Below are 19,787 nucleotides of genomic sequence, written 5' to 3' on the forward strand. Positions count from 1 at the left end.
TTCCCCGCGCACGCGGGGGTGATCCCCCGGACGACCGGAAGCGCGTCGCGGAGTGCATCTCTTCCCCGCGTACGCGGGGGTGATCCCGGGTCATCAACTTCATTGAGAGCCTGATCGTTCTCTTCCCCGCGCACGCGGGGGTGATCCCTCGCCAGGCCCTCAACCTGGTGACGCCGGTTCCTCTTCCCCGCGCACGCGGGGGTGATCCCCAGTCAGGCGTACCGGCTGGCGAGTGCCGCATGTGCTCCCCGCGCACGCGGGGGTGGATCGTGCTCAGGATTGTCGGGGTGGGGCGAGGCTGAGCAGGCCGCAGCCGTACGCCTTGGCCCGGCCGATCCCGCCGTGCAGCGCTTCGGTGAACGCGGCGGCGTCGGTGACGATCAGGTGGCCCTCGAACCGTACGGGCTCGATGGTGATCGGGCCTCGGTCGCCCGGTCGGCTCTGCCCGGTCAGGGCCAGACACGGCGACGGGGCGGCATCGGGCCGGCCGTTGGCGGCGGCCGGGATGACGAAGCCGTGTTGCTCGCCCTTGCGGATCAGCCATTCGAGCTGCTCCTGCGGGTCGCGGCGGGCGACCTTCATGCCGTGGGTCCGTTTGCCCGCCTCGACAGGCGGTCGGTCGACGGGGCGAGGGATGGTCCGGACGGGGTTGGCGACCAGTCGGAAGCTGAACCGGCGTCCGGGTGCGATCGCGTCGAGGACCGGTTGGAGGCTGCGGACCTGCGCGGGCTCGGTGAGGTAGTCCGCTGGTAGCCGGCTCCAGTCGGGCTTGCCGAGGGACTGGACGTACTGGACGAAGCCGCGGTGCATACCGTCGAGCCGCCAGAGGACCGCCTGGGACTGCCGTGCGGGGGTGTCGTCGGGCAGATCGGGGTAGCCGGACATCACCGTGCGGTGCATCTGCCGGATGTCGGCGTGGTCGCGCCGGAACTCCCGGGAGTAAACGTTGATCAGCAGCTTGCTCAGGTACACGGGATCTCCTCGGCCCGGATCAACTCGTCGGTCAGGGACACGTGACCGGTGCGTACCGTGCGGGTCGCGAAGCGGCGGTTCGCCCGTTCGAACGAGAGCGGCACGTCGGGACGGATCTCGGCCGCCGGGTCGGCGGGGCGGCAGTCGACCACGGTACGCAGCGGGTCGCGCTCGCCCTCGGACCGCTTGAGCTGAACGTCGCGCACCTCGGCGCGATCCTCCAGCCACGGGTGCCCGGCCAGCACCGATTCGAGCGGCCGGTCCGACAGGCCGAGGCCGCTGCGTGGCTCGCCGGGCTGACCGGCGCCGACCAGCGCCCGAGCCGGCACGAAGGCCCGCCGGCCGAAGAAGAGCGGCCAGACCGGCTTCCGCAGGCCCTCGGCTATCCGGCCGAGCAGCGTCGCGTCTTCGCTTTCGAGTACGACCAGGAACAACGCGTCGGCGAGGTAGTAGCGGTGGCTGACGGCGGTACGGTGCCCGCCGCCGGTGGTCGTCGGCACGTTCTGCACGGTGTGGTAGTCGCGTTCGAGGATGCCCTCACGGTCGACGCGTACGCCCATCCGCAGCCCGGCCAGATCGGCGATCCGCCCCGTGTCTTCGCGCTCGACGCCGAGCGCCGCGCCGAGGAGCCCGACCACGCCGGACTTGCTCGGCTCCCGGCCGGTGTCGCGGATGTTGCCGCGCGAGCGTACGCCCCAGGACTGCATCGGGGCGTCGAGGCAGAGCGCGAGGGTGCGTACCGGCACCGTCACGCCTTCGTCGCGGCGAGCACGCGCGAGACCATGTCGTCCCGGGTCGCGACCACCTCCCGCTCGGGGAGGCCGTCCACGTCGGCGGTGACCGAGGCGGCGGCCACGGCACGAAGGTCGGCGTCGCCGTAGAAGTCACGCAGCCGGCCGAAGTGGCCGAACATCGCCCGCGTCGAGGCGACCATCAGGTTCGCCTCGTCGACCGGTCGGAGGAAGGCGTTGGCGAGATTCCAGGCGCCCCGGTCGCGGACCACGGCCAGCAGGCTCTCCGGCGGGGTCAGCGCCGCCATGGAGTTCTGCTTGCCGCTCGGGATCGCGTCGATGAAGACGTTCAGCCACGCCTGGGTCGCTCGGGAGATCAGGTCGGTGTCGCCCTTGAGGTTTTTGGCGAGCTGGTCGAGGTCGAGGTTGGCGTACCGGTAGTAGCAGGCGGCGTTGAAGTCGACCGTACCGATCATGTCGGCACCCGACTGGTCCTCCGGCTGGAGGTCGTCGACGGCGGTGTAGTAGTCGTACTCGTTGGCCACGGCGTGGGTGGAGATGGCGTGCGCCACCTGGGAGGCCGCGTCGACGTTGAAGTCCTTGTTGTCGGCGATCATGCGTCCGAACAGCGCCACGTCGACCACGCGGCCGGCGTCGAGGATGCGCCTCGCCTCGTCCACGGTCTGCTTGTCCGGCTTGACCTTGCTCTGCTTCTTCTCCGCCTCGTCGTTCTCCTCGCCGTCGGTGGCCTTCTTCCGGCCGGCGGCCTTGGCGCGCGCGGCGGCGTCGGCGGCGAGCCGGTCCCAGTCCCGCTCACAGTAGTCGGCCAGCAGCGCGGCGGCGGTGCTGCCGACGAAGAGCAGGTACTGAGTGAGCCGCTGGTCCTTGCGCCGCTCGTCGAGGCCGAAGCCGAGGGCGCGGATGCCGGCCTCGGCGACTCCCGCGGCCTCGACCTCCGGCCGGCCGTTCTTGTCCCTGAGGATGCCGGCGGCCGCCGACACCAGTCGCTTGGTGCGGGTGCCGATCTCGGCGGGGTCGAGACCGTAGCGCTCCAGCCCGTCCTTCTGGAAGAGGACCCGGGCGGCGCGCTTGAGGGACTGGCTGGAGATCCGGCCGCGTACGTGCCCGCCGAAGGTCGCCGTCTTGGGCTGCCCCACGTCGTCCCGGTTCAGGTTGCTGACCGGGAAGGACTGGAGCAGGTGCAGCTCGATGATCATCGGTGTTCTCCCTGGTTATGCGTCGGTCGGCGAGGTTGCGGGGACCTCGGGGCTCGGCGGCTCGGGCGAGGCGGCCTGCCCGGCGTCGCCCGCGCCGTCGCCGGTCCCGGCCGAGCGGTTTCCCGGTACGCGCGGCCGGTAGTAGTCGCGCGCCCAGCGCAACCGCACCTCCTGTGCCGCCTCCCGGCCGGAGTGCATCCGTACCAGGTCGCTCAGCAGCCGGTGGTAGTCGATGGCGACATCGTCGGAGCGCAGGAGCTGGATCATCTGCCGCAGGTAGTACGGCAGATGATCAGGGTCGACGGAGACCAGTTGGGTGAAGCGGCGCTGCGCCGAGACGCGCTCGTCGGCGAGCATCCGCATCGCGGTGCCGACCGACCGTCCCGTGCCGGTGTCGCCGTGCGGGTGCAGCGCGAAGAGGCCGGCGACCAGCAGCCACAGCTTCTGCTCACGCTCCGGCGGATCGTGGGGAAAGACGAACTCGTACGCCTCCGCCTCCTGGCGCGGACCGGCGAAGGAGCGCCGCAGCCGGGCCAGCGTACGGCGGGCCTCGCCGGAGAGCCGAGGATTCTCGGAGGTGAGCGCCCGGTGCAGCCGGTAGAGCTGCTGGACGAAGGCCCGCCGCCGCTGCCACTCGTCGGCTCGCGGCTGCCCGTCGGCCCGCTGCCGCTCGTTGAGCGGCCTGGTTGCTTCCACGCTGCCGATCTCCTATTCGAGGTAGCTGGCGATGTGCCCGCGATAGGCGTTGAGCCACCGCCGGAGCTGGCCCAGGAACTGTCCGTAGCAGTCGGCCGCCGCCTCCAGGTGGCGGCCCTGCCGGGGCGGTCCCTCGGCCCAGTCCTGCGCGGCCCGCTGGCCGATCCGGCGTACGGCGTCGGCCCACTCGGCGGTCGCCGTTTCGTCGCGCCGGCCGGCGCGCAGCGTTTCGGCGAACCGCCGCAGGAAGACGTCGAAGGGCTGAACCAGCCGAGGCCAGTACGCGAGTTCGAGGTTCTTCGGCCCGGCCTTGCGCTCGCGGTCGGCAGAGAGCGAGGCGGCGAGCCGCGCCCGGTACGCGCGTTCCATGGCCAGCAGCTCGTCGCCGACCCGGTCCGCGAGTTGAACGCTGTGGCCGATGACCGGCCCGGCCACGGCCTCCTCCGCCCGCAGCAGAACGACCGGCGCGGCGACCGCCTCCTCCAGCACCTGCTCCACGATCGACGCGTTCGCGTCGAGTTGCTGCCCGAAGACCCGCAGCGTGTAGACGGCGTCCTCGGCGATCTCGCCGGCCTCCACCATCTCGGAGACGTGGTCGAGCGTGTCGGGGCGCTGCTGGTGAGCCTCGCCGGAGCCCGACGGGGCCAGCAGCAGCTCCTGGCTGTGCCGCCAGACGCCGCGGTTGACCCGGAGCTGCACGGGATACCACGGACCGTACGAGGGCTTGTCGTTTTTCCGGGTCTTCTTCTGCGGCAGCCGATTGCGCCGGTACGCGGCCATCCACTCGTTGTCCTGAAGCTCGGCCTTGAGCCTGTCGCCGGGGGTGATGACGACCCGGTCGACGTACGTCTCGCCGTCGATCTCGCGCGGCACGAGCCAGACCCGGCGGGACGACCAGGTGAGCAGGTCGGTCCAGCCGAGCGGCTCTCGGATGTTCGGCTCGGGCTGGGGCGGGTCGGCCTCCCACACCGGGCGGTCGTCCGGCCAGGTCTTGCGCGGCTTCTGGCTCTCCGGTTCGTACCGCAGCAGGTTGAGCAGCAGCGTCTCCTTGAGGGTGGCGCCCTCGACCAGCACCATCCCGAACCGGTTGCCCGGCGCCCGCTCCGACGACTTGACCGTCTTGTAGGGGCTCTTCATGCCGCCCGGGTCGTACGCCTGCAACGTCACCAACCAGCGCGCCGCCTCGGCCGGGGTAAGCCGTACCTCGTCATCCGCCGTCGTGTGGTCGAAGAGGGTGACGTTGTTGCCCGCCGCGCGGTACGGCACCAGCTTGGCCGCGCTGGATGCCGGCACGCCCGCGACGGCGGGACACTGGAAGAACGGCCGTTCCGCGTCGAAGAGCGCGAAGCGGTCGGCGTACCGCGCCAGGTACTCGCGGTACTTCGCCAGGTACGTCGCCAGCCGCGCGTCCTCGGGTAGCCTCCCGCTGCCGTCCGGTGGATCGGCGGGAAGGCTCTCGGCCCGCCAGAGCTTGGCCCAGGCGCCCTTGGGCAACGGCTGGTAGACCCGGTAGAGGAAGGCCAGCACCAGCCGGTGCAGGGCGGCCGTCATCGGCGGTGTCTCGCCCACGATCCGGCGCAGCTCGTGCGCCTCGCGCACCAGCGCCACCAGGCCGACCTCGCCGGCGGTACCGTCGAGGCGGACCACCGGCAGCCACGGCTCGTCGAGCAGGTTGAAGCGCACCGGTCACCCGTCCCCGTCGTCGTCAAGGTCATCGGAATCCGCCTCGGAGTCCGCCTCGGGAAAGTCGATCCGCAGGCCGCTGTCGTCGTCGTAGTAGACGGTCAGCCCGCCGGCGTGGCCGACGCCGTCGCGTACGACGAGCGCCCGGCTCGCGTCCAGCCAGGGCGAGGCGCGGAACGCGGCCGGTACCGGCAGCTCCCGCAGCGCCGCCAGAGCCTCGGGCGGAACGCCCTCGTCAGCGCGGACGCGTACCGTCGCCGCCAGCAGCTCGGCGAGTAGATCCTCGACCGGCTCGTCGTCGTCCGTCAGGTCGATCGGGGTGCCGCCCGCCACCGGTACGGTCTGCCCGCCCGTGGCCCGCAGCACCACGACGTCGACCGCGTCCTCGAACGGGAGCGAATCCTCGTCAGCCATGGCGCTCGCTCCAGGGGCTCGGCTTGCGGGTCTGCCCGACGTTGCGGACGTGCTTGGTCAGCTCCCGCAACACCATCGGGTCCGGCTCGGGCGGCGGAAGGTAGATGCTGGTCGCCAGGTCCGCGTCGGATCGCCGCGCCCGGCGCAGCCGCTCGGCGGCATCGTCCCAGCGCCTCTCCCAGCCGGGCGGGCAGGCGATTCCGTTCGGCTCGGCGTAGACCGCGTCGACCAGCTCCGGCACCTCGTCGGGCAGCCGCAGCTCGGTACGCTCACGCAGCAGCGCCCAGGTGCGCAGCAGGATCGCGTCGGCGTAGATGTTGACCGTGTACGCGGCCCACTTCGGGCCGGCCCGCTTCTCGGTCACGCCGAGGATGGCCAGCACCGGCGGCGCGTCCGGGTCGATGCGGCGGAACCGGTGCAGCCGGCCAGCCCGCTGCACGATGCCGTCGACCGGTGCCACGTCGCTGGCCATCGCGTCGAAGTCCAGGTCGAGGCTCTGCTCCAGCACCTGGGTACCGACCACAATGTAGCCGGACGCGGGCGCGCGGGTGCCGTCCTCGCCGAAGAGCCGCCGCAACTCGGCCTCGACCCGGGCGCGCTGGCCGCCGGCAAGCTGGCCGGTCAGCTTGACGATCCTCGGCCGTCGGTGCTCCGGCAGCGACGCCGCCGCCTTGGTCAGCGCGTCGAAGGTCCGGTCCGCACGCTTCACCAGGTTGTGGACGATCGCCACGCCCCAACCGCGCGCCGCCCGCTCCAGCGCCCACCCGACCAGGTCCCGGTCGGGAACGGTGACGAGCCGGACCGGGCGGTCGGTGTTGGTGGGGGAGGCGTCGGCGCGTACCTCGATCGGGACGCCGTGGTGGTCGAGCCAGAGCGCCCGGGGGTAGCCCGACGGCGGCGGCAGGTCGAGCCGGTCGGGACGGCCGCGGCGCGCGCCCGCGTACCAGGCGGTGACCAGCTCGGCCCGGCGCGCGGCCGGCAGCGTCGCGGAGAGAACGATCACGGGTACGCCGAGCCAGCCCAGCCACGCGAGTACCCGGTCGAGAAGCGTGGACATGTGCACGTCGTAGCTGTGCACCTCATCCAGGATCACGACCCGGTTCGACAGCCCCACCAGCGGTACGGGTGCCCACGGTCGCCGGATGCCGGCCTGGAGGACGCGGTCGATGGTGCCGACCGCCAGCGGCGCGAGCAGCCCCCGGAGCCAGGTGAACCACTCCCGGACGTGCGCGTCCTGGGCCCCGCCCGGCTCGTCGCCGCCGACCTCGGCCGCGCCGACCGGGTCGACCCGCGCCTCCTGCGCGCGCCTGCCGGCGAGGTACTCCGCCGCCGTACCGTGCAGCAGCTTCGCGGTCAATCCGGGGCCGAGCTGCGTCAACAGCTTTGTGACCACCTCGTACGCCTGGTTGCTGGTGGCCCGGGTCGGCATCGCGACGTAGAAGCCGGCCAGCCCGAGCTGACGGACCAGGCTCACCATCGCCTGGAGAGCCGCCTTGGTCTTGCCCTCCCCGGTCGGCGCCTCGACGATCAGGATGCCGGGTGCGGTCCGGCCCGCGACCAGCTGTTCGATCGCCGCCTGGAGCGGCCGGGGCTCCTGCCCGAAGAGCCCGACGAAGCCGGTGTCGGCGGGCGGCGACGACCAGCCGGTCCAGCCGAGCCGGTCGATCACCTGCTCCCGGGCGCGTTCGCGGGAAAGCTTGATGTATTCGGCCAGGTCGACGTCGGCTCCGGCGTGCGTCCTCTTGTCGATCGAGCCGGAGGCGATCCAGTCGGTGACCGTGGTCAGCCCGGCGAGCGCGACCGTCGCGGCGGTGCTTACCCGCACGTCGGACCAGGGCAGCGAGCGCGGGTCGGGCAGTTCCAGCAGTTCCGCCGTACGGCAGATCAGCTCCTCGACCGACGGCTCCCACGACGCGCCGCCGTGGTCCCGTTCGGCGACCCGCGCGTTCGTGAGCACCTGGGCGGCGAAGTACCGTCCGTAGTGGCCGCCGAGCGCCAGCGCGACGGCCAGGGCGGTGCCGGGCTCCGCGCCCCACGACCTGAGCAGGCGCGACAGGTGGTACGTCGTCAGCACGCCGTGCAGGGTGTCGGTACGGTCGGGGCCGGTGCGCTTCGCGGCCAGCCGTGCGATTCTGGCCGAGCCTTCGGCGGGCAGGTGCGCGGTCGCCACGTCGGCGCGGAGCGCCTGGAACGCGGGGGAGAGCTTGCCGAGGTCGTGCAGCCCGCAGAACAATGCGACCCAGCCCCGGGCGGTACCGCCGAGCGGCGCGAACGCCGCCTCCAGTTCGGCGCGGGCGACCGGCCCGACCAGCGTCCCGTAGAGCAGTTCGGTCACCGTGGCGGTGTCGACGGTGTGGCAGATCAGCGGATGCGGGACGGTCACCTCGCCCTGTTTTGCCTGGCCAGCCTTGCCCCAGAAGGCCCGCACATCGGGCCGCACCTGCTCGGGCACCACACCTACCTATCGGCTGCTTCCATTGCTGCGACTGCGCGGGTACGCCCCGGTCAGGATTGACGCTGCGTCGACCGCGCGATCACACGAGGGCCGACAATGCCCGAAGGAAGCCTCACGTCCTAGCCACCTGTCGAGTAGCCGACAGGAGCGGCACGGCAGCAGTGAGTGATCCACTGTCGAGCCGTACGCTCGTCGGGGCGCGGTCGGCGGCCCGTGGATCGGTACCGCGACCGCTGGCGAGCGAACCGCCGGCAGGAGAGGGCTAGTGAAGAAAAACCCGATTGTTGATCTATAGCACCGCAGGTCAGGAAGCCTCCTCCCCGCGTACGCGGGGGTGATCCGAACCACCCGGACACGCGGGTGCTGACGCTGGTCTCCTCCCCGCGTACGCGGGGGTGATCCCTTCCGTGACCGGGGAGGGGCCCGCCGCTAGCCCTCCTCCCCGCGTACGCGGGGGTGATCCGTGGATCACACACAGTTCCGGCGACTGATCACACTCCTCCCCGCGTACGCGGGGGTGATCCCTGGAACGGCGCGAACAGCGTGCACACCGCCACCTCCTCCCCGCGTACGCGGGGGTGATCCCAGGATCGTGGCCGACTCAAGTTGATCCGCTAGCTCCTCCCCGCGTACGCGGGGGTGATCCCACATGGCGAGGTATCCGGACCGGCGACAGCATCTCCTCCCCGCGTACGCGGGGGTGATCCCCGGAACGCCGCCCAGCGTGGCGACAAGCGGCCCTCATCCCCGCGTACGCGGGGGTGATCCCACCGTCGACCTCGCCAGAATCGCCCGAAGCCCCTCCTCCGCGCGTACGCGGGGGTGATCCCTCCGTCAGCGCGACGGCCTGGTCCAAGCGCAACTCCTCCCCGCGTACGCGGGGGTGATCCCGTCGAGCACAACGGCAACAACCCGGGCGCCGTCTCCTCCCCGCGTACGCGGGGTGATCCCGAGGGTCCGTCACGCTCCTCCCCGCGTACGCGGGGGTGATCCCCAGATCGGCAGCCAGAGGTCGCACGTGAACAGGTGATCCCGGCGTATGCGGAGGTGGGTCTGGGCTGGCTGCGGGCGTGGTGTTTTCAGTCCGACGGTCATCGTTGTTGGTATTGAAGTTCATAGGCGGTGTGGTGGGCTGACGGGGTGTGGTGGATTCGGTACGGTCGGCGCTGGGATTGGCGGCGGCTTGGGGAGGAGCCCGCAGTGTCGAGCATCGAGCAGGTGAAGGCCGGGGTGGCTCGGTTCGGGGACGAGACAGCCCGGCAGGTGTCGCAGCTCCGGGCGGTTGCCGAGTCCATGGAGCAGGCCGTGGCGCAATTGCGGGCCGTCACCACCGGTACGAACCATCCCCGGGTCATGGAGGCATTGGCCCGAATGGAGCAGGTCAAGCAGCGGCTCAACGAGGCGGCGACGCTCGCGCAGGGCGCGGTCGAGTCGACCAAGAGCTACGTTGCCTCGTTTTGAGAGCAGGGGATAGGTCATGTCACGCGTCATCGTGCCCGTCGGGCTGTCCATGGGTCCGCGCTACCGGTACGTCCGTCCGCCAGACCCGACGCCGGAGTGCTACGAAATCCACCTCGGGGACGACCTGGTCGAGCTGACCGAGGCCGAGGCGGCGGTCTGGGCAGCATCCTTTGTGGACGCCGAGCGGCACGCCAAGCTCAAGATCGACCGTAAGGCCCTGATCCAGTACCTCCAGACGGTGCCCCGGCCCGAGCCGCGCGCCGAAGAGATCGTGGACGACCTGCTCTCTCGTGGCCTGCTCCTGGAGTTCGACCCGGAAGGCACCCTGGAAGCCGTCTTCCGCCGCTACAAGCTCCTGCCGCTCGGCGAAGGACTCGGCTCGACCCCAGAAGAGCCACACCTTCATCGGATCGGCCACGCCGGTCAGGCCAAGGCAGCCGTGCCCATTCAGGTCTACTCGCAGTGGTCCTATGCATACCTGCACCCGAGCCTCTGGGACGCCTGCGCCTTCTACGCGGATGAGTCAGAGGAGGCGGAGGAAGGCGAGGAGTTGCTGAATCTCACGCCTGAGGAGGTGGCTCGGGACACCGCGATGAACCTACCGTTGTTGATTTCAACAGGCTGCGCCTTCCTGGACCCGATCGTGACGTCATGAGGTACGGGCGGAAACAACGCAGATCGCAGAAGAAGGAACGGCCGTTCGCCCGGCGGCTTGGCGTCGAGAGCGCCAAGGAAGGGCTCGGGAAACTCGCGGAATGGGGCGGCGCGGGCGTTGGCATGCTGCTCGGGCTCGCCAGTGCGCGTTATGGCCTGCCGGTCGCAAGCTCGGTAGCGGCGACCGGCGGCGCGGTCGTGGGCGGCATGGTCGGCTCGGCCGGCAAGGCGCTGGTTGTCGCGACCATTGACCACTGGCGCGACCGTCGTCAGCAGCGTGCCGCTTCGATTGACAGTGCGGGCAAAGGCGCCGTGAGTGCGCGACGAAGCGGTCGCGGGTCTCGCGGCAACGCGCCTCGGGTGTCGCACTTCTGGAGCGGGCCGATCGGGGGAGCGGGCGAGATCATCTCTGGGATCGGTGAGGTGATCCAGCAGCTCGAACGCGCGCATGAGGGACTCGGGTCGTTGCTGGAGCCGATGCGCGCCAGCCATGACCGGATCATGGCGGCGCTGTCCGGCGGTCGGCAGGACGTGGTTCAGCAGACTCATGGGCGGCTGACGCTGGCACGTAAGCGCGTGGAGGACTCGCTGGGCTTGCTCCAGGGAGCCAATGAGGATTTACGCGGCTACCTGAGCAGCATCTGATTCCATGATCGGGTTGCAAGTGAATGAAAACGCAGTTTCTGATCTATAGAGGCCCAGGTCAGGAAGTGTGCTCCCCGCGCACGCGGGGGTGATCCGTTCCGGGGGTCGATGTCGTTGACCCACCAGCCGTGCTCCCCGCGCACGCGGGGGTGATCCGGCGGCCACGGCTACGAGCATTGGGGTAGTCGCGTGCTCCCCGCGCACGCGGGGGTGATCCGCCGGAGCAATTCCAGGCCGGTGATGTGATTCTGTGCTCCCCGCGCACGCGGGGGTGATCCGGTGCGGGCGTTCTACGGCCACGACGACATGCGGTGCTCCCCGCGCACGCGGGGGTGATCCCCAGATGCGGACCACCCGGAGCACGAAGACCGTGTGCTCCCCGCGCACGCGGGGGTGATCCCCAGGTCGAGCGGAACCGCAGCGCGGGTGCCTAGTGCTCCCCGCGCACGCGGGGGTGATCCCGTGGAGGGCTCCGTCCTGGTCCACCCGCTCCCGTGCTCCCCGCGCCCGCGGGGGTGATCCCCAGTGGCGCCTTACCGGCGCCCAGCCGTCCGTGTGCTCTCCGCGCACGCGGGGGTGATCCCAGCGAGACCAGCGCGTCAGCGTCGGCGGCCAGGTGCTCTCCGCGCACGCGGGGGTGATCCCGTCTCCCAGCGCGGCAGCCTCGCGTATGGCGTCGTGCTCCCCGCGCACGCGGGGGTGATCCCAGCCCCGCGCCCCGGGACCGGGTGTCGTCGCCGTGCTCCCCGCGCACGCGGGGGTGATCCCTGAAAAGCCCTGGTAAGGCGCCCGGTCGGGGCGTGCTCCCCGCACACGCGGGGGTGATCCCAGCGAGACCAGCGCGTCAGCGTCGGCGGCCAGGTGCTCCCCGCGCACGCGGGGGTGATCCCGTCTCCCAGCGCGGCAGCCTCGCGTATGGCGTCGTGCTCCCCGCGCACGCGGGGGTGATCCCAGCCCCGCGCCCCGGGACCGGGTGTCGTCGCCGTGCTCCCCGCGCACGCGGGGGTGATCCCTGAAAAGCCCTGGTAAGGCGCCCGGTCGGGGCGTGCTCCCCGCACACGCGGGGGTGATCCCTGGTCGTAGTCGAGCGTGACCGGGGGCGCCGCGTGCTCCCCGCGCACGCGGGGGTGATCCCGAGGCGAGCCGGGAGAACCGGAAGCTGCTGGTGTGCTCCCCGCGCACGCGGGGGTGATCCGGCCCAGCTTCCCGTCTGCGTGCCCAGGTTGAGGTGCTCCCCGCGCACGCGGGGGTGATCCCACGCGGGCCCGCTTGCCCGCTCGGCTCATCCGGTGCTCTCCGTGGACGCTGGGGTGATCCGGTGTCCCGCAGCACCCGGGCCACCGCTGCGTCGTGCTCCCCGCGCACGCGGGGGCGAGTTGAGGCAATGGAAATTGCGTTCGAGTAAGCGGCTGCGGCTACTGGTGGCGCTCGGCGACGAAGACGCCGACGCCGCCCACGCCCTCCAGCGTGCCGTCGACCTTTAGCGCGTTGATGGCTTGGCGCACGACGATCGCGGAGACGTCGTACTGTTTGCACAGTTGCGAGGTCGACGGCAACTTGTCCCCAGGGGAGAGTTCCCCAGAGGCAATCTGGGCGCGGATGTCGTCGACAATCTGCGCCCACTTCGCTTTGGCGGGCATGTGTGGCTCCCAGGTCTGCCCCGCCATTCGATCACGCACAGCTTTGTATGGCAAGTGATCACGATTGGTAGTTGCACGTACATCACCTGTTATATACGCTGCTCGGTGACCGGCTCCCAGGTCTGCAAACCCGGAGCTGGTCACCACCGCACAGAGCCCGGCTGGTCGGTCCCTATCCCGGCCGGCCGGGTGTGTCGACCTGCCCGCAACTGCCAGCACGGGAGGAACGAATCCGGTGACCGCCACCCCGCACGCCCAACCGCCCGACTTTCCGTCGACCGAGGACATCGACGACGCCCACGACATCGTCTACGGGCACCGTCCCCGGCAGGTGATCCGCTGGTACTGCGCCTGCGGCGACGCGTACCCCTGCTGGGAGCTGCGCTTCGCGCGCCTGGTGCTGGAGGCGGCCGGGCGATGACCACCACGATCATCCAAGCCGTCGGCGCCGCCGAGGGCGCCGCTGAGACCGTACGCGCGACATGCTTGCGGATCGCGGAGGCCGCCGACCGCGCGGGCGCCGAGCTGCGCGGCGGCCGGAATCCGCTGCCCCGGGCCGCGCTGACCCGCTGGGAGAGCGCGCTGACCGAATCGTGGCAGGCGTTGGCGCTGGTCCACACCGGTCTCAGTGCGGCGCGGCGGCTGCCGGGCGCACCCGCGTACGCCGTCGGAAACGTCCTCGACGGGCTGGCCGCCGCCCGGGAGGCGGCCGAGCTGGCGGCCGGCGACGCCGCGTGGGTACGGCGCGGCCTGGCCGTGGCCGAGGACCGGCTGCGGCGCGCCGGCGCCGACCAGCCGACGGCGCTGGCCACCGCCGACCGGTGGGGCGCGGCGTGCGCGCGGCTCGACCTGGTCGCCGCCCGGCTGGCCATCGGGGTCCGGGCCTTGGAGCGGTACGCCGACCAGCTCGCCCCGGGCGAGCACCCGCCACCACCACCGGCCGCGCTGTCGACGCCACCCGAACCGGCCGAGCGCCGGGCCGGCGTGGCGTCGGCCGGGGCGCTGCTGCGACGCGCCCACGGGTGGCGGGGCTGGCGGGCGTTCCTCGCCCGGGTCCGGTACGAGGTCTACCGCGAGCTGGCCCGGAGCATCCCGTGGTGAGCCGGTACGCGGCGGCGCTGCGCGACCTGGCCGCCGGGCGACTGTACGAGCACGACCAGCGGTTGCGCCGCTTCGACGAGCCAGCCTGGCAGCGGTACGGCGAACTGCTCGACGCCGCGTTCCGGCTCGCCGTGCACCGCCGGTTCCGGCCCGGCCAGGATCGCGCCCCGATCATCCGGTTCGTGGCGAGCGTGCGGGAGCGCTACGACCACACCGGTCAGGATGTCGATCCCGGCGTGGCCGAATCATTGGTCTGGGCGGCCCTCGGCGAGCGCGACCCGGTACCGATGGAGCGCGCCGCCGTCACCGCGCAGACCCTGCTGGTCGTCGGCCTCCTCGAAGACGAGGGGCTGGCCCCGACCGAGCTGGAGTCCTTCGTCCGCCAGGCCGAGGCCGAGGGGTACCCCGACTGACCGAGTGAAGCACTCGTCCCAAGCATCGTGAGAGTGGAGCGCGCGTGGCAGGGGCGCTGTGGCCGTCGCTGGTAGCGTCCCCGCATGTCAACCGTCCTCATCGGTGGAGCCGGCCTGACCGGCCGCGCGGTGGCCCACCGCCCGCCCTTGGCCGGCGTGCGGATCATCGGCACCGGTCGCGATCCGGCCCGGATAACCGCCAATCTCGCTGCTGCCAGCGTCCGGTTCGTACCGGCCGACGGGGACGACCCTGCGGCTCAGGCCGGTACGCCCGCCGGCCGGGAGCTTCGTCCGGTAGAACTGTGTCCGAGTCCTTGCGCCGTCACAGGCCAACCGGCAGGAGACCAAGTGAAGAAAAACGCGACTTCTGATCTATAGCGGCGCAGCTCAGGAAGTGTGCTCCCCGCGCACGCGGGGGTGATCCGACGACTTCGAGCGCATCTTCTCCAAGTCGAGCGTGCTCCCCGCGCACGCGGGGGTGATCCCCAGTGGGTGAGCCAGGCTGAGCGTTGGCTTGAGTGCTCCCCGCGCACGCGGGGGTGATCCCCGCAACCGGCACGACAAGCACGTGCACTGGAAGTGCTCCCCGCGCACGCGGGGGTGATCCCGGCAACCTCGGGCGCCTGGTGGAGCTGCTGGAGTGCTCCCCGCGCACGCGGGGGTGATCCCAAGCGCGTGATCCTGTGGTTCGTGGCGGGGTGGTGCTCCCCGCGTACGCGGGGGTGATCCCGCCGCGCCGGTGCCGGCGACTGGCATCAGCGTGTGCTCCCCGCGTACGCGGGGGTGATCCCGGCAGGCCGCAGACCGGGCAGTCCCGAGTCGCGTGCTCCCCGCGCAGGCGGGGATGATCCCCTGCTATCTCCTCGTTATCAGCGAGGTGTCTTTGCTCCCCGCGCACGCGGGGTGATTCCGCCTCCGGGTCGGTACGCGTGCGGGCGGCGTCGTGCTCCCCGTGCACGCGGGGGTGATCCCGTGGCGCAGACCGCCTCCCACTCTTCCGGCTCGTGCTCCCCGCGCACGCGGGGGTGACCCCAGATCATGGGCACGCCGGCCGACGGCAAGATCGTGCTCCCCGCGCACGCGGGGGTGATCCCCAGACCGTCTTTGACCTGCTGATGGCGCAGACGTGCTCCCCGCGTATGCGGGGGTGATTCCCGTTGCAGAGCAGCGAACTCAGCACCGGCCTTGTTCTCCGCCCCGGATGGGCCGGTGCTTGCCGGCTGCGGGGCCTGCTCGGCCTGGGTGGTACGGCAGAGACGCCTGCGCCGCTGGTGCTGGTACGGGACTGCCGGTCAGGGCAGCAGGCGGCGCAGGGTCGGTGCGATGGCGGCGGCGATCACCCGGTCGTCCGGCTGATGGACTCCCCAGTTGAGCGCGCCGAGCGCCACGGTCGCCTGGTCGGCGGCGGCTGCCGCGACGATGACCGGCTCGGGCAGCGTGGCCAGCAGGTGGCGTACCAGGACGCCCTCGCCCCACAGCGCCTCCGTGGGAAAGGGCAGCCGTCCGAGCCAGTTCAGCAGCGTACGGGCACGGGCGACCCCGTCCGGTTCGGCGGCGGTCAGGCGCCGCGCGAGTTCGCGTACCCGATCGTCCGGAAGCTCCGCCGCGACGTTGCCGGCGACACCGACCAGCTCGGCGCGGAGTGCCTCGGGCACCTGGCGGTCCGCCAGCGCGGCAGCGACGCCGGCGGGGCGGAACTGCGGCGCGTCGGACTCCTCGTAGTACCCGAGGGCCATGACGAGATCGGTGAACAGACCGACGAGGCGGCCGGCGACGCCGCACTCGGCGAGGAAGAGGGCCAGGGCGGTCGGCTCGGCGACCTCGAGGTCGTCGGCGAACCCGGCTCGCTCCCACGAGATCCTGCCATGCCCGTGGACGGTCGCGTTGCCGAGAAGCCGGTCGTCGACGTCGTACAGGGCCAGCGTCAGGTTCCCCAGGCAACGACAGCTGTCGCCGGTGAACCGTCCGCTCGTGCTGAGTCCCCGCAGCCTGTCCAGTTGCGCCGGGTCGGCCAGTCCCGCCAATATCTTGCGCTCGGGCAGCGGTCCGCCGTCCCCGCCGCCGTCGAGGATCCGTACCGTCCGGGTCTGCGCCCAGACGTCCGGCAACCAGTCAGCGAGCCGCACCGGGCCATGGTAGGCACCCCGACGGGAGCCGGTGGGTGCGGCCGCGTCCCGGGAGCGGAGACGACGCAGGCGGCGCCCGAACGGGGACGGGCGCCGCCTGGTCTGATCACCTCAACCCGGTCAGGTCCAGGTCGGACCGTAGTTCAGGCTGGGCTCCGCCATCTCCGGCTCGCCGCCGTTGCCCGGCGGGGGCTGGTTGGGGACGGGGTTGGTGGGCAGGGTGGGCGTCGGCCCCTCCAGCCCGCCGGGGATGTACGGGTCGCGCGGGCTCACCGGGTCGACCGGGTCCATGTCGCCGTAGCCGGGGGAGTACGGGTCGGGGTCCGGCTCGTCGCCGCCGCTCGGCGGTACGTCCGGGCCGGACCAGCCGCCGCCGTCCCCACCGCCGTCCCCGCCGCCGGGCGGGGTGCCCGTACCGCCGGAGCCGCCACCGCCGCCGCCACCACCACCGCCGCCGGTGCCGGTACCGCCACTCCCGCCGCTGCCGCTGCCGCTGCCGGGCGGCGGCAGGCCGGGCCGGCAGGGCTGGGCCACGCCGCCGGTGGGGCGGGCGCCGCTCGGCGGGGCGTTCACGCCCAGCTCGGTCGCCATCATTTTGGCGTAGTGCGCGGAAAGGGCCTGGGTGCCCTTGCGGTTCGGGTGGGCGCTCTCCTGCATGGCGTTGAACAGCGACGGTGCGGTCTGCGCGGTCAGCCCGTTGACGTACGGGTCTTCGCTGCCCAGGGTGTGTCCCTGGAACGCGTTGCGGATGTCCAGCAGGTCGGCCTGAACGCCGTGGTTGACCAGGATCTCCTGGGCCCGGCGCATCGCGTCGGAGATCTGCGGCGCGAGCCTGACCAGGACGTCGTACTCGTAGTTCATCAGCAGCCAGCCCATCATCCCGTCGACGCCCTGCGTGCGGGTGATGCCCTGCGGGTAGGTGACCATCATGACCCGGGCGTTCGGCCCCTGGGCGTGGATGGCCCGGACCATCTTGATGTACCGGGAGACCAGGCTGCTCGGCTGGCTGGCGTTGGCGTCGGCCCACTCGACGTCGTCCGGCCGAGGATTCATGATCGCCGTACGCTGGGCCGCCAGGGACTCCAGGCCGGTCTCGTTGTCGAAGAGCAGCGCGTACTCCACCAGCGGGCCGAAGCCGACGTCGTTGCCCCCCATGCCGACGACCACCAGGTTGGTCTGGTTGGTGATGCCGGCGGACTGGGGCGGGTTGGCGCGGTTGTTGTCCGACTGCGCGGTCCAGTAGTGCTTGGTCTCCGCCCCGGAGGAGGCGTTGAAGACCACGTCGAAGACCACGTTCGGGTTCGCCTTGCGCAGCTCGTCGACGGCGAGCAGGGCGGCGGCGTGCCGGGAGCGGTGCCGCCAGTCCGTGTTGTAGTCGCTGGCGGTGTAGCCGTCCGGGATGATCGGCATGGGGGAGAGGGGGCTACGGGTGTAGGGCGGCGGGATGACCCCGCGCGCGTTCAGGTAGTCCCCGGCGCCCTCGCCGGACATGTACGAGTCTCCGGTGATCACGATCCGGACCACCCGCTGTCCCGGTTGGGGGGTCACCCCGGCGGCGCCCTGCCAGGGCGCGATCGGTCCGTTGGCCGGGCAGTTCTGCTGCGGCGCGAGGTTGACCAGCCCCTGCAGTGTGCCGGGCGGCGGCAGGTGCGGAGGTGGCGATGGCGGCTGTGGCGGTTCCTGGCCGATCGGTACGTCGTCCGGTGGCGGCTTGGCCAGGCCGGGTGTGCTGATGATCAGCGAGCCGACCAGTCCGATGCCGATCGCCACGGCGCCGAGCCGGGCCCTGCTGGATCGCCGGTGGCCCGGGACCGGTTGGCCGGTCTCCGCCGGCCTGGTGGTGCCCCATCTTCGTGACATGGCGGTGCTGTCCTCCCCAAGGAACCTGGTTGACTGGACGGAGCATCGTTGACTGGACGTCCATCCAGTAGATGAGCCACGAATATAGAAAGGGTGATCAGCCACGGTCAATGACCGAACGGCCCCTACCGGGCTCGGTCGACCGGCGCGCGCAGCCGCCCGGTCTTCGTGAAGACGTGCTCCGGCAACGCCAGCGGGGCCGGCTCACCGAGGCCGTACAGGGCGTACAGCCGGGTCCGCATCGCGTCCAGCGGGTATGTCTCCTCGTACACCGCGAGCTTGAAGAGCACGCCCTCGATCAGGCTGCGCAAGAGCACTTCCTCCACCGCGGGATCCGCCGACCCGCGCGCGGCGAAGATGGCCCGCAGCCGGTTCTCGAACGCCACCATCGCGTCCGCGCGCTCCTGCTCCACCCGCGCGTAGACCTCGCGGGTGCCCGGTTGCAGCATCAGGCAGAGCACCAGCCGCTGCGTACCCAGGTGCGCGCTCGCCCCGACCAGCGTGCGGTCGATGACGGCGGCCAGCAGGTCGTCCGGCGCGGCGTCCGCGTCCAGGTCGTCCAGCAGGGTCAGCAGGCCGTCCAGCCACCGGCCGAGGATCGCCTGCAGCAGGTCGCGCTTGGTGGCGAAGTAGTACGAGATCAGGCCCCGGGAGACCGCCGCACGCTCGGTGATCTGCGAGATCGTCGCGTTCTCGTACCCCTGCTCGGCGAAGACCTCCAGCGCGGCGGTCAGGATGCGCTCCTGCGAACTCGCCCGCAGCCGGCGGTTCGTGCCTTCAGAACGGGGCGACACCGGGTTCCCTCACGACCACGACCCTACGCCGGGGCCGGTGCGGGGGCGCGAGCGCTCCGGCGGGACGGGCGCCCGCCGGAGCGCCGGCTTCAGGAGAGCTTCGTCAGGTACGCGGCCAGCGCGTCGTACGACTGGCCGGCGCCCTCCGACATGTCGGAGGCGGCCATGCCGTCGCGCTGCTCCTTCGTGTCGAAGCGGGTGACGCTGGTGATCGTCGTCTTCCCGCCCTCCTCGGTGAATTCGAGGGTCTCGACGCAGATCTGGCCGGGCATGCCCTCGAACTCGAAGGTCTGCACGATCCGCTCCGGCGCCTGGATCTCCCGGTACTCGCCGCGGAAGGCGTACGACTCGCCGTCCGGCGCGTGCTCGACGAAGCGGTACCCGCCGCCCGGGCGGAAGTCCATCTCGCAGTCGAGCGGGTTGCCCCGGCCCCACCAGTGCTTGACGTGTTCGCACTTCGCGTGCGCCTCGAAGACGAGCGCACGCGGCGCGTCGAAGACGCGCACCATCTTGATCTCCAGGTCGGACGGCAGGGTCACCGTCAGTTCGTCGCCCATCTCACTCCTCCTGTCGCGTCTTCTCGGACTGAAGCTTCTGCAGGTAGTCGCCGAGCGAGTCGTAGCGCTCCGCCCAGAACCGCTGGTAGTCGGCGATCCAGTCGGCCACCTCGCGCAGCGGCCCGGCATCGAGGCGGCACGGCCGCCACTGCGCCTCCCTGCCGCGGGTGATCAGTCCGGCCCGCTCCAGCACCTTCAGGTGCTTGGAGACGGCCTGGAGGCTGATCGGGAACGGCTCGGCGAGTTGGTTGACCGTCGCCTCGCCCTCCGCCAGCCGGGCCAGGATGGCCCGCCGGGTCGGATCGGCGAGGGCATTGAACACCTCGCTCAGCCGGTCCACCGTCGCCACCTTTCTCAACCGTTCGGTT

The 19,787-nt window shown here is 71.6% G+C and carries 19 protein-coding genes and 4 CRISPR repeat arrays (1 of these 23 only partly in view); of the genes, 6 read left to right on the forward strand and 13 right to left on the reverse strand.

Annotation, left to right across the window (positions count from 1 at the left end):
* A CRISPR array of direct repeats spans positions 1–270; the repeat unit is 29 nt; unit sequence CTCTTCCCCGCGCACGCGGGGGTGATCCC (it extends 125 nt beyond the left edge of the window).
* A gap of 3 nt (positions 271–273) precedes the next feature.
* From cas6e to cas3, 7 genes are read right to left on the reverse strand one after another with little or no spacing between them, the layout of a single operon-like run.
* Positions 274–972: a type I-E CRISPR-associated protein Cas6/Cse3/CasE gene (cas6e, locus tag AB0J86_RS20895; protein WP_363859222.1), complete on the reverse strand. Its 699-nt coding sequence runs from the start codon at positions 970–972 to the stop codon at positions 274–276.
* Positions 963–1,718, reverse strand: coding sequence for a type I-E CRISPR-associated protein Cas5/CasD (gene cas5e / locus AB0J86_RS20900; protein ID WP_363859223.1), 756 nt, complete (start codon positions 1,716–1,718; stop codon positions 963–965). The genes cas6e and cas5e overlap by 10 nt, the downstream gene beginning before the upstream one ends.
* A gap of 2 nt (positions 1,719–1,720) precedes the next feature.
* Positions 1,721–2,920, reverse strand: coding sequence for a type I-E CRISPR-associated protein Cas7/Cse4/CasC (cas7e, locus tag AB0J86_RS20905; protein ID WP_363859224.1), 1,200 nt, complete (start codon positions 2,918–2,920; stop codon positions 1,721–1,723).
* A gap of 15 nt (positions 2,921–2,935) precedes the next feature.
* On the reverse strand, positions 2,936–3,616 hold the full coding sequence (casB, locus tag AB0J86_RS20910; protein WP_363859225.1) for a type I-E CRISPR-associated protein Cse2/CasB: 681 nt from the start codon (positions 3,614–3,616) through the stop codon (positions 2,936–2,938).
* A gap of 12 nt (positions 3,617–3,628) precedes the next feature.
* A complete protein-coding gene (gene casA, locus AB0J86_RS20915) occupies positions 3,629–5,299 on the reverse strand; it encodes a type I-E CRISPR-associated protein Cse1/CasA (protein ID WP_363859226.1) in 1,671 nt (556 codons plus the stop codon).
* A gap of 3 nt (positions 5,300–5,302) precedes the next feature.
* On the reverse strand, positions 5,303–5,713 hold the full coding sequence (locus AB0J86_RS20920) for a hypothetical protein (RefSeq protein WP_363859227.1): 411 nt from the start codon (positions 5,711–5,713) through the stop codon (positions 5,303–5,305).
* Positions 5,706–8,165, reverse strand: coding sequence for a CRISPR-associated helicase Cas3' (cas3, locus tag AB0J86_RS20925; protein ID WP_363859228.1), 2,460 nt, complete (start codon positions 8,163–8,165; stop codon positions 5,706–5,708). Before cas3 ends, AB0J86_RS20920 begins: the two co-directional genes overlap by 8 nt.
* 316 nt (positions 8,166–8,481) lie before the next feature.
* Positions 8,482–9,119: a CRISPR direct-repeat array (repeat unit 28 nt; unit sequence CTCCTCCCCGCGTACGCGGGGGTGATCC).
* A 249-nt stretch (positions 9,120–9,368) separates the two neighbouring features.
* On the opposite strand from cas3, the gene AB0J86_RS20930 reads away from it, so the two are divergent.
* From AB0J86_RS20930 to AB0J86_RS20940, 3 genes are read left to right on the forward strand one after another with little or no spacing between them, the layout of a single operon-like run.
* Positions 9,369–9,629, forward strand: a complete 261-nt coding sequence (locus AB0J86_RS20930; protein ID WP_363859229.1) for a hypothetical protein — start codon at positions 9,369–9,371, stop codon at positions 9,627–9,629.
* Positions 9,630–9,645: 16 nt separating this feature from the next.
* Positions 9,646–10,284, forward strand: a complete 639-nt coding sequence (locus tag AB0J86_RS20935) for a hypothetical protein (protein ID WP_363859230.1) — start codon at positions 9,646–9,648, stop codon at positions 10,282–10,284.
* On the forward strand, positions 10,281–10,928 hold the full coding sequence (locus tag AB0J86_RS20940) for a hypothetical protein (protein WP_363859231.1): 648 nt from the start codon (positions 10,281–10,283) through the stop codon (positions 10,926–10,928). Before AB0J86_RS20935 ends, AB0J86_RS20940 begins: the two co-directional genes overlap by 4 nt.
* Before the next feature lie 67 nt (positions 10,929–10,995).
* A CRISPR array of direct repeats spans positions 10,996–12,306; the repeat unit is 28 nt; unit sequence GTGCTCCCCGCGCACGCGGGGGTGATCC.
* 37 nt (positions 12,307–12,343) lie between these two features.
* Here the strand turns inward: AB0J86_RS20940 and AB0J86_RS20945 are convergent.
* Complete coding sequence (locus tag AB0J86_RS20945; RefSeq protein WP_363859232.1) at positions 12,344–12,595, reverse strand: winged helix-turn-helix domain-containing protein; 252 nt, start codon at positions 12,593–12,595, stop codon at positions 12,344–12,346.
* 208 nt (positions 12,596–12,803) lie between these two features.
* Between AB0J86_RS20945 and AB0J86_RS20950 the strand changes: the two genes are divergently transcribed.
* From AB0J86_RS20950 to AB0J86_RS20960, 3 genes are read left to right on the forward strand one after another with little or no spacing between them, the layout of a single operon-like run.
* The gene (locus tag AB0J86_RS20950; RefSeq protein WP_363859233.1) at positions 12,804–12,989 is read left to right on the forward strand and encodes a hypothetical protein; all 186 of its coding nucleotides are present in this window, start codon (positions 12,804–12,806) and stop codon (positions 12,987–12,989) included.
* Positions 12,986–13,669: a hypothetical protein gene (locus AB0J86_RS20955; protein WP_363859234.1), complete on the forward strand. Its 684-nt coding sequence runs from the start codon at positions 12,986–12,988 to the stop codon at positions 13,667–13,669. Before AB0J86_RS20950 ends, AB0J86_RS20955 begins: the two co-directional genes overlap by 4 nt.
* Positions 13,666–14,082 (forward strand): hypothetical protein, encoded by a 417-nt coding sequence (locus AB0J86_RS20960; RefSeq protein ID WP_363859235.1) that lies wholly within the window; start codon positions 13,666–13,668, stop codon positions 14,080–14,082. Before AB0J86_RS20955 ends, AB0J86_RS20960 begins: the two co-directional genes overlap by 4 nt.
* A gap of 396 nt (positions 14,083–14,478) precedes the next feature.
* A CRISPR array of direct repeats spans positions 14,479–15,237; the repeat unit is 28 nt; unit sequence GTGCTCCCCGCGCACGCGGGGGTGATCC.
* A gap of 137 nt (positions 15,238–15,374) precedes the next feature.
* Here the strand turns inward: AB0J86_RS20960 and AB0J86_RS20965 are convergent.
* From AB0J86_RS20965 to AB0J86_RS20985, 5 genes are all read right to left on the reverse strand, one after another.
* Positions 15,375–16,208: a hypothetical protein gene (locus AB0J86_RS20965; protein WP_363859236.1), complete on the reverse strand. Its 834-nt coding sequence runs from the start codon at positions 16,206–16,208 to the stop codon at positions 15,375–15,377.
* Between the two features lie 120 nt (positions 16,209–16,328).
* The gene (locus tag AB0J86_RS20970; RefSeq protein ID WP_363859237.1) at positions 16,329–18,068 is read right to left on the reverse strand and encodes a hypothetical protein; all 1,740 of its coding nucleotides are present in this window, start codon (positions 18,066–18,068) and stop codon (positions 16,329–16,331) included.
* A gap of 125 nt (positions 18,069–18,193) precedes the next feature.
* Entirely contained in the window at positions 18,194–18,862 is a 669-nt protein-coding gene (locus tag AB0J86_RS20975; protein WP_363859238.1) for a helix-turn-helix domain-containing protein, read from the reverse strand.
* 89 nt (positions 18,863–18,951) lie between these two features.
* Positions 18,952–19,419 (reverse strand): SRPBCC family protein, encoded by a 468-nt coding sequence (locus AB0J86_RS20980; RefSeq protein ID WP_363859239.1) that lies wholly within the window; start codon positions 19,417–19,419, stop codon positions 18,952–18,954.
* Between the two features lies 1 nt (position 19,420).
* Complete coding sequence (locus AB0J86_RS20985) at positions 19,421–19,759, reverse strand: metalloregulator ArsR/SmtB family transcription factor (RefSeq protein WP_363859240.1); 339 nt, start codon at positions 19,757–19,759, stop codon at positions 19,421–19,423.
* Positions 19,760–19,787 lie beyond the last annotated feature (28 nt).

The organism is Micromonospora sp. NPDC049559, assembly GCF_040676675.1.
Lineage (GTDB): Bacteria > Actinomycetota > Actinomycetes > Mycobacteriales > Micromonosporaceae > JBFAPK01.

What these genes read in the sequence shown, in the direction of transcription:
- cas7e (WP_363859224.1), bottom strand. Translation starts at nt 2,920, where the DNA reads ATGATCATCGAGCTGCACCTGCTCCAGTCCTTCCCGGTCAGCAACCTG.
- AB0J86_RS20920 (WP_363859227.1), bottom strand. Translation starts at nt 5,713, where the DNA reads ATGGCTGACGAGGATTCGCTCCCGTTCGAGGACGCGGTCGACGTCGTG.
- AB0J86_RS20935 (WP_363859230.1), top strand. Translation starts at nt 9,646, where the DNA reads ATGTCACGCGTCATCGTGCCCGTCGGGCTGTCCATGGGTCCGCGCTAC.
- AB0J86_RS20940 (WP_363859231.1), top strand. Translation starts at nt 10,281, where the DNA reads ATGAGGTACGGGCGGAAACAACGCAGATCGCAGAAGAAGGAACGGCCG.
- AB0J86_RS20945 (WP_363859232.1), bottom strand. Translation starts at nt 12,595, where the DNA reads ATGGCGGGGCAGACCTGGGAGCCACACATGCCCGCCAAAGCGAAGTGG.
- AB0J86_RS20955 (WP_363859234.1), top strand. Translation starts at nt 12,986, where the DNA reads ATGACCACCACGATCATCCAAGCCGTCGGCGCCGCCGAGGGCGCCGCT.
- AB0J86_RS20970 (WP_363859237.1), bottom strand. Translation starts at nt 18,068, where the DNA reads ATGTCACGAAGATGGGGCACCACCAGGCCGGCGGAGACCGGCCAACCG.
- AB0J86_RS20980 (WP_363859239.1), bottom strand. Translation starts at nt 19,419, where the DNA reads ATGGGCGACGAACTGACGGTGACCCTGCCGTCCGACCTGGAGATCAAG.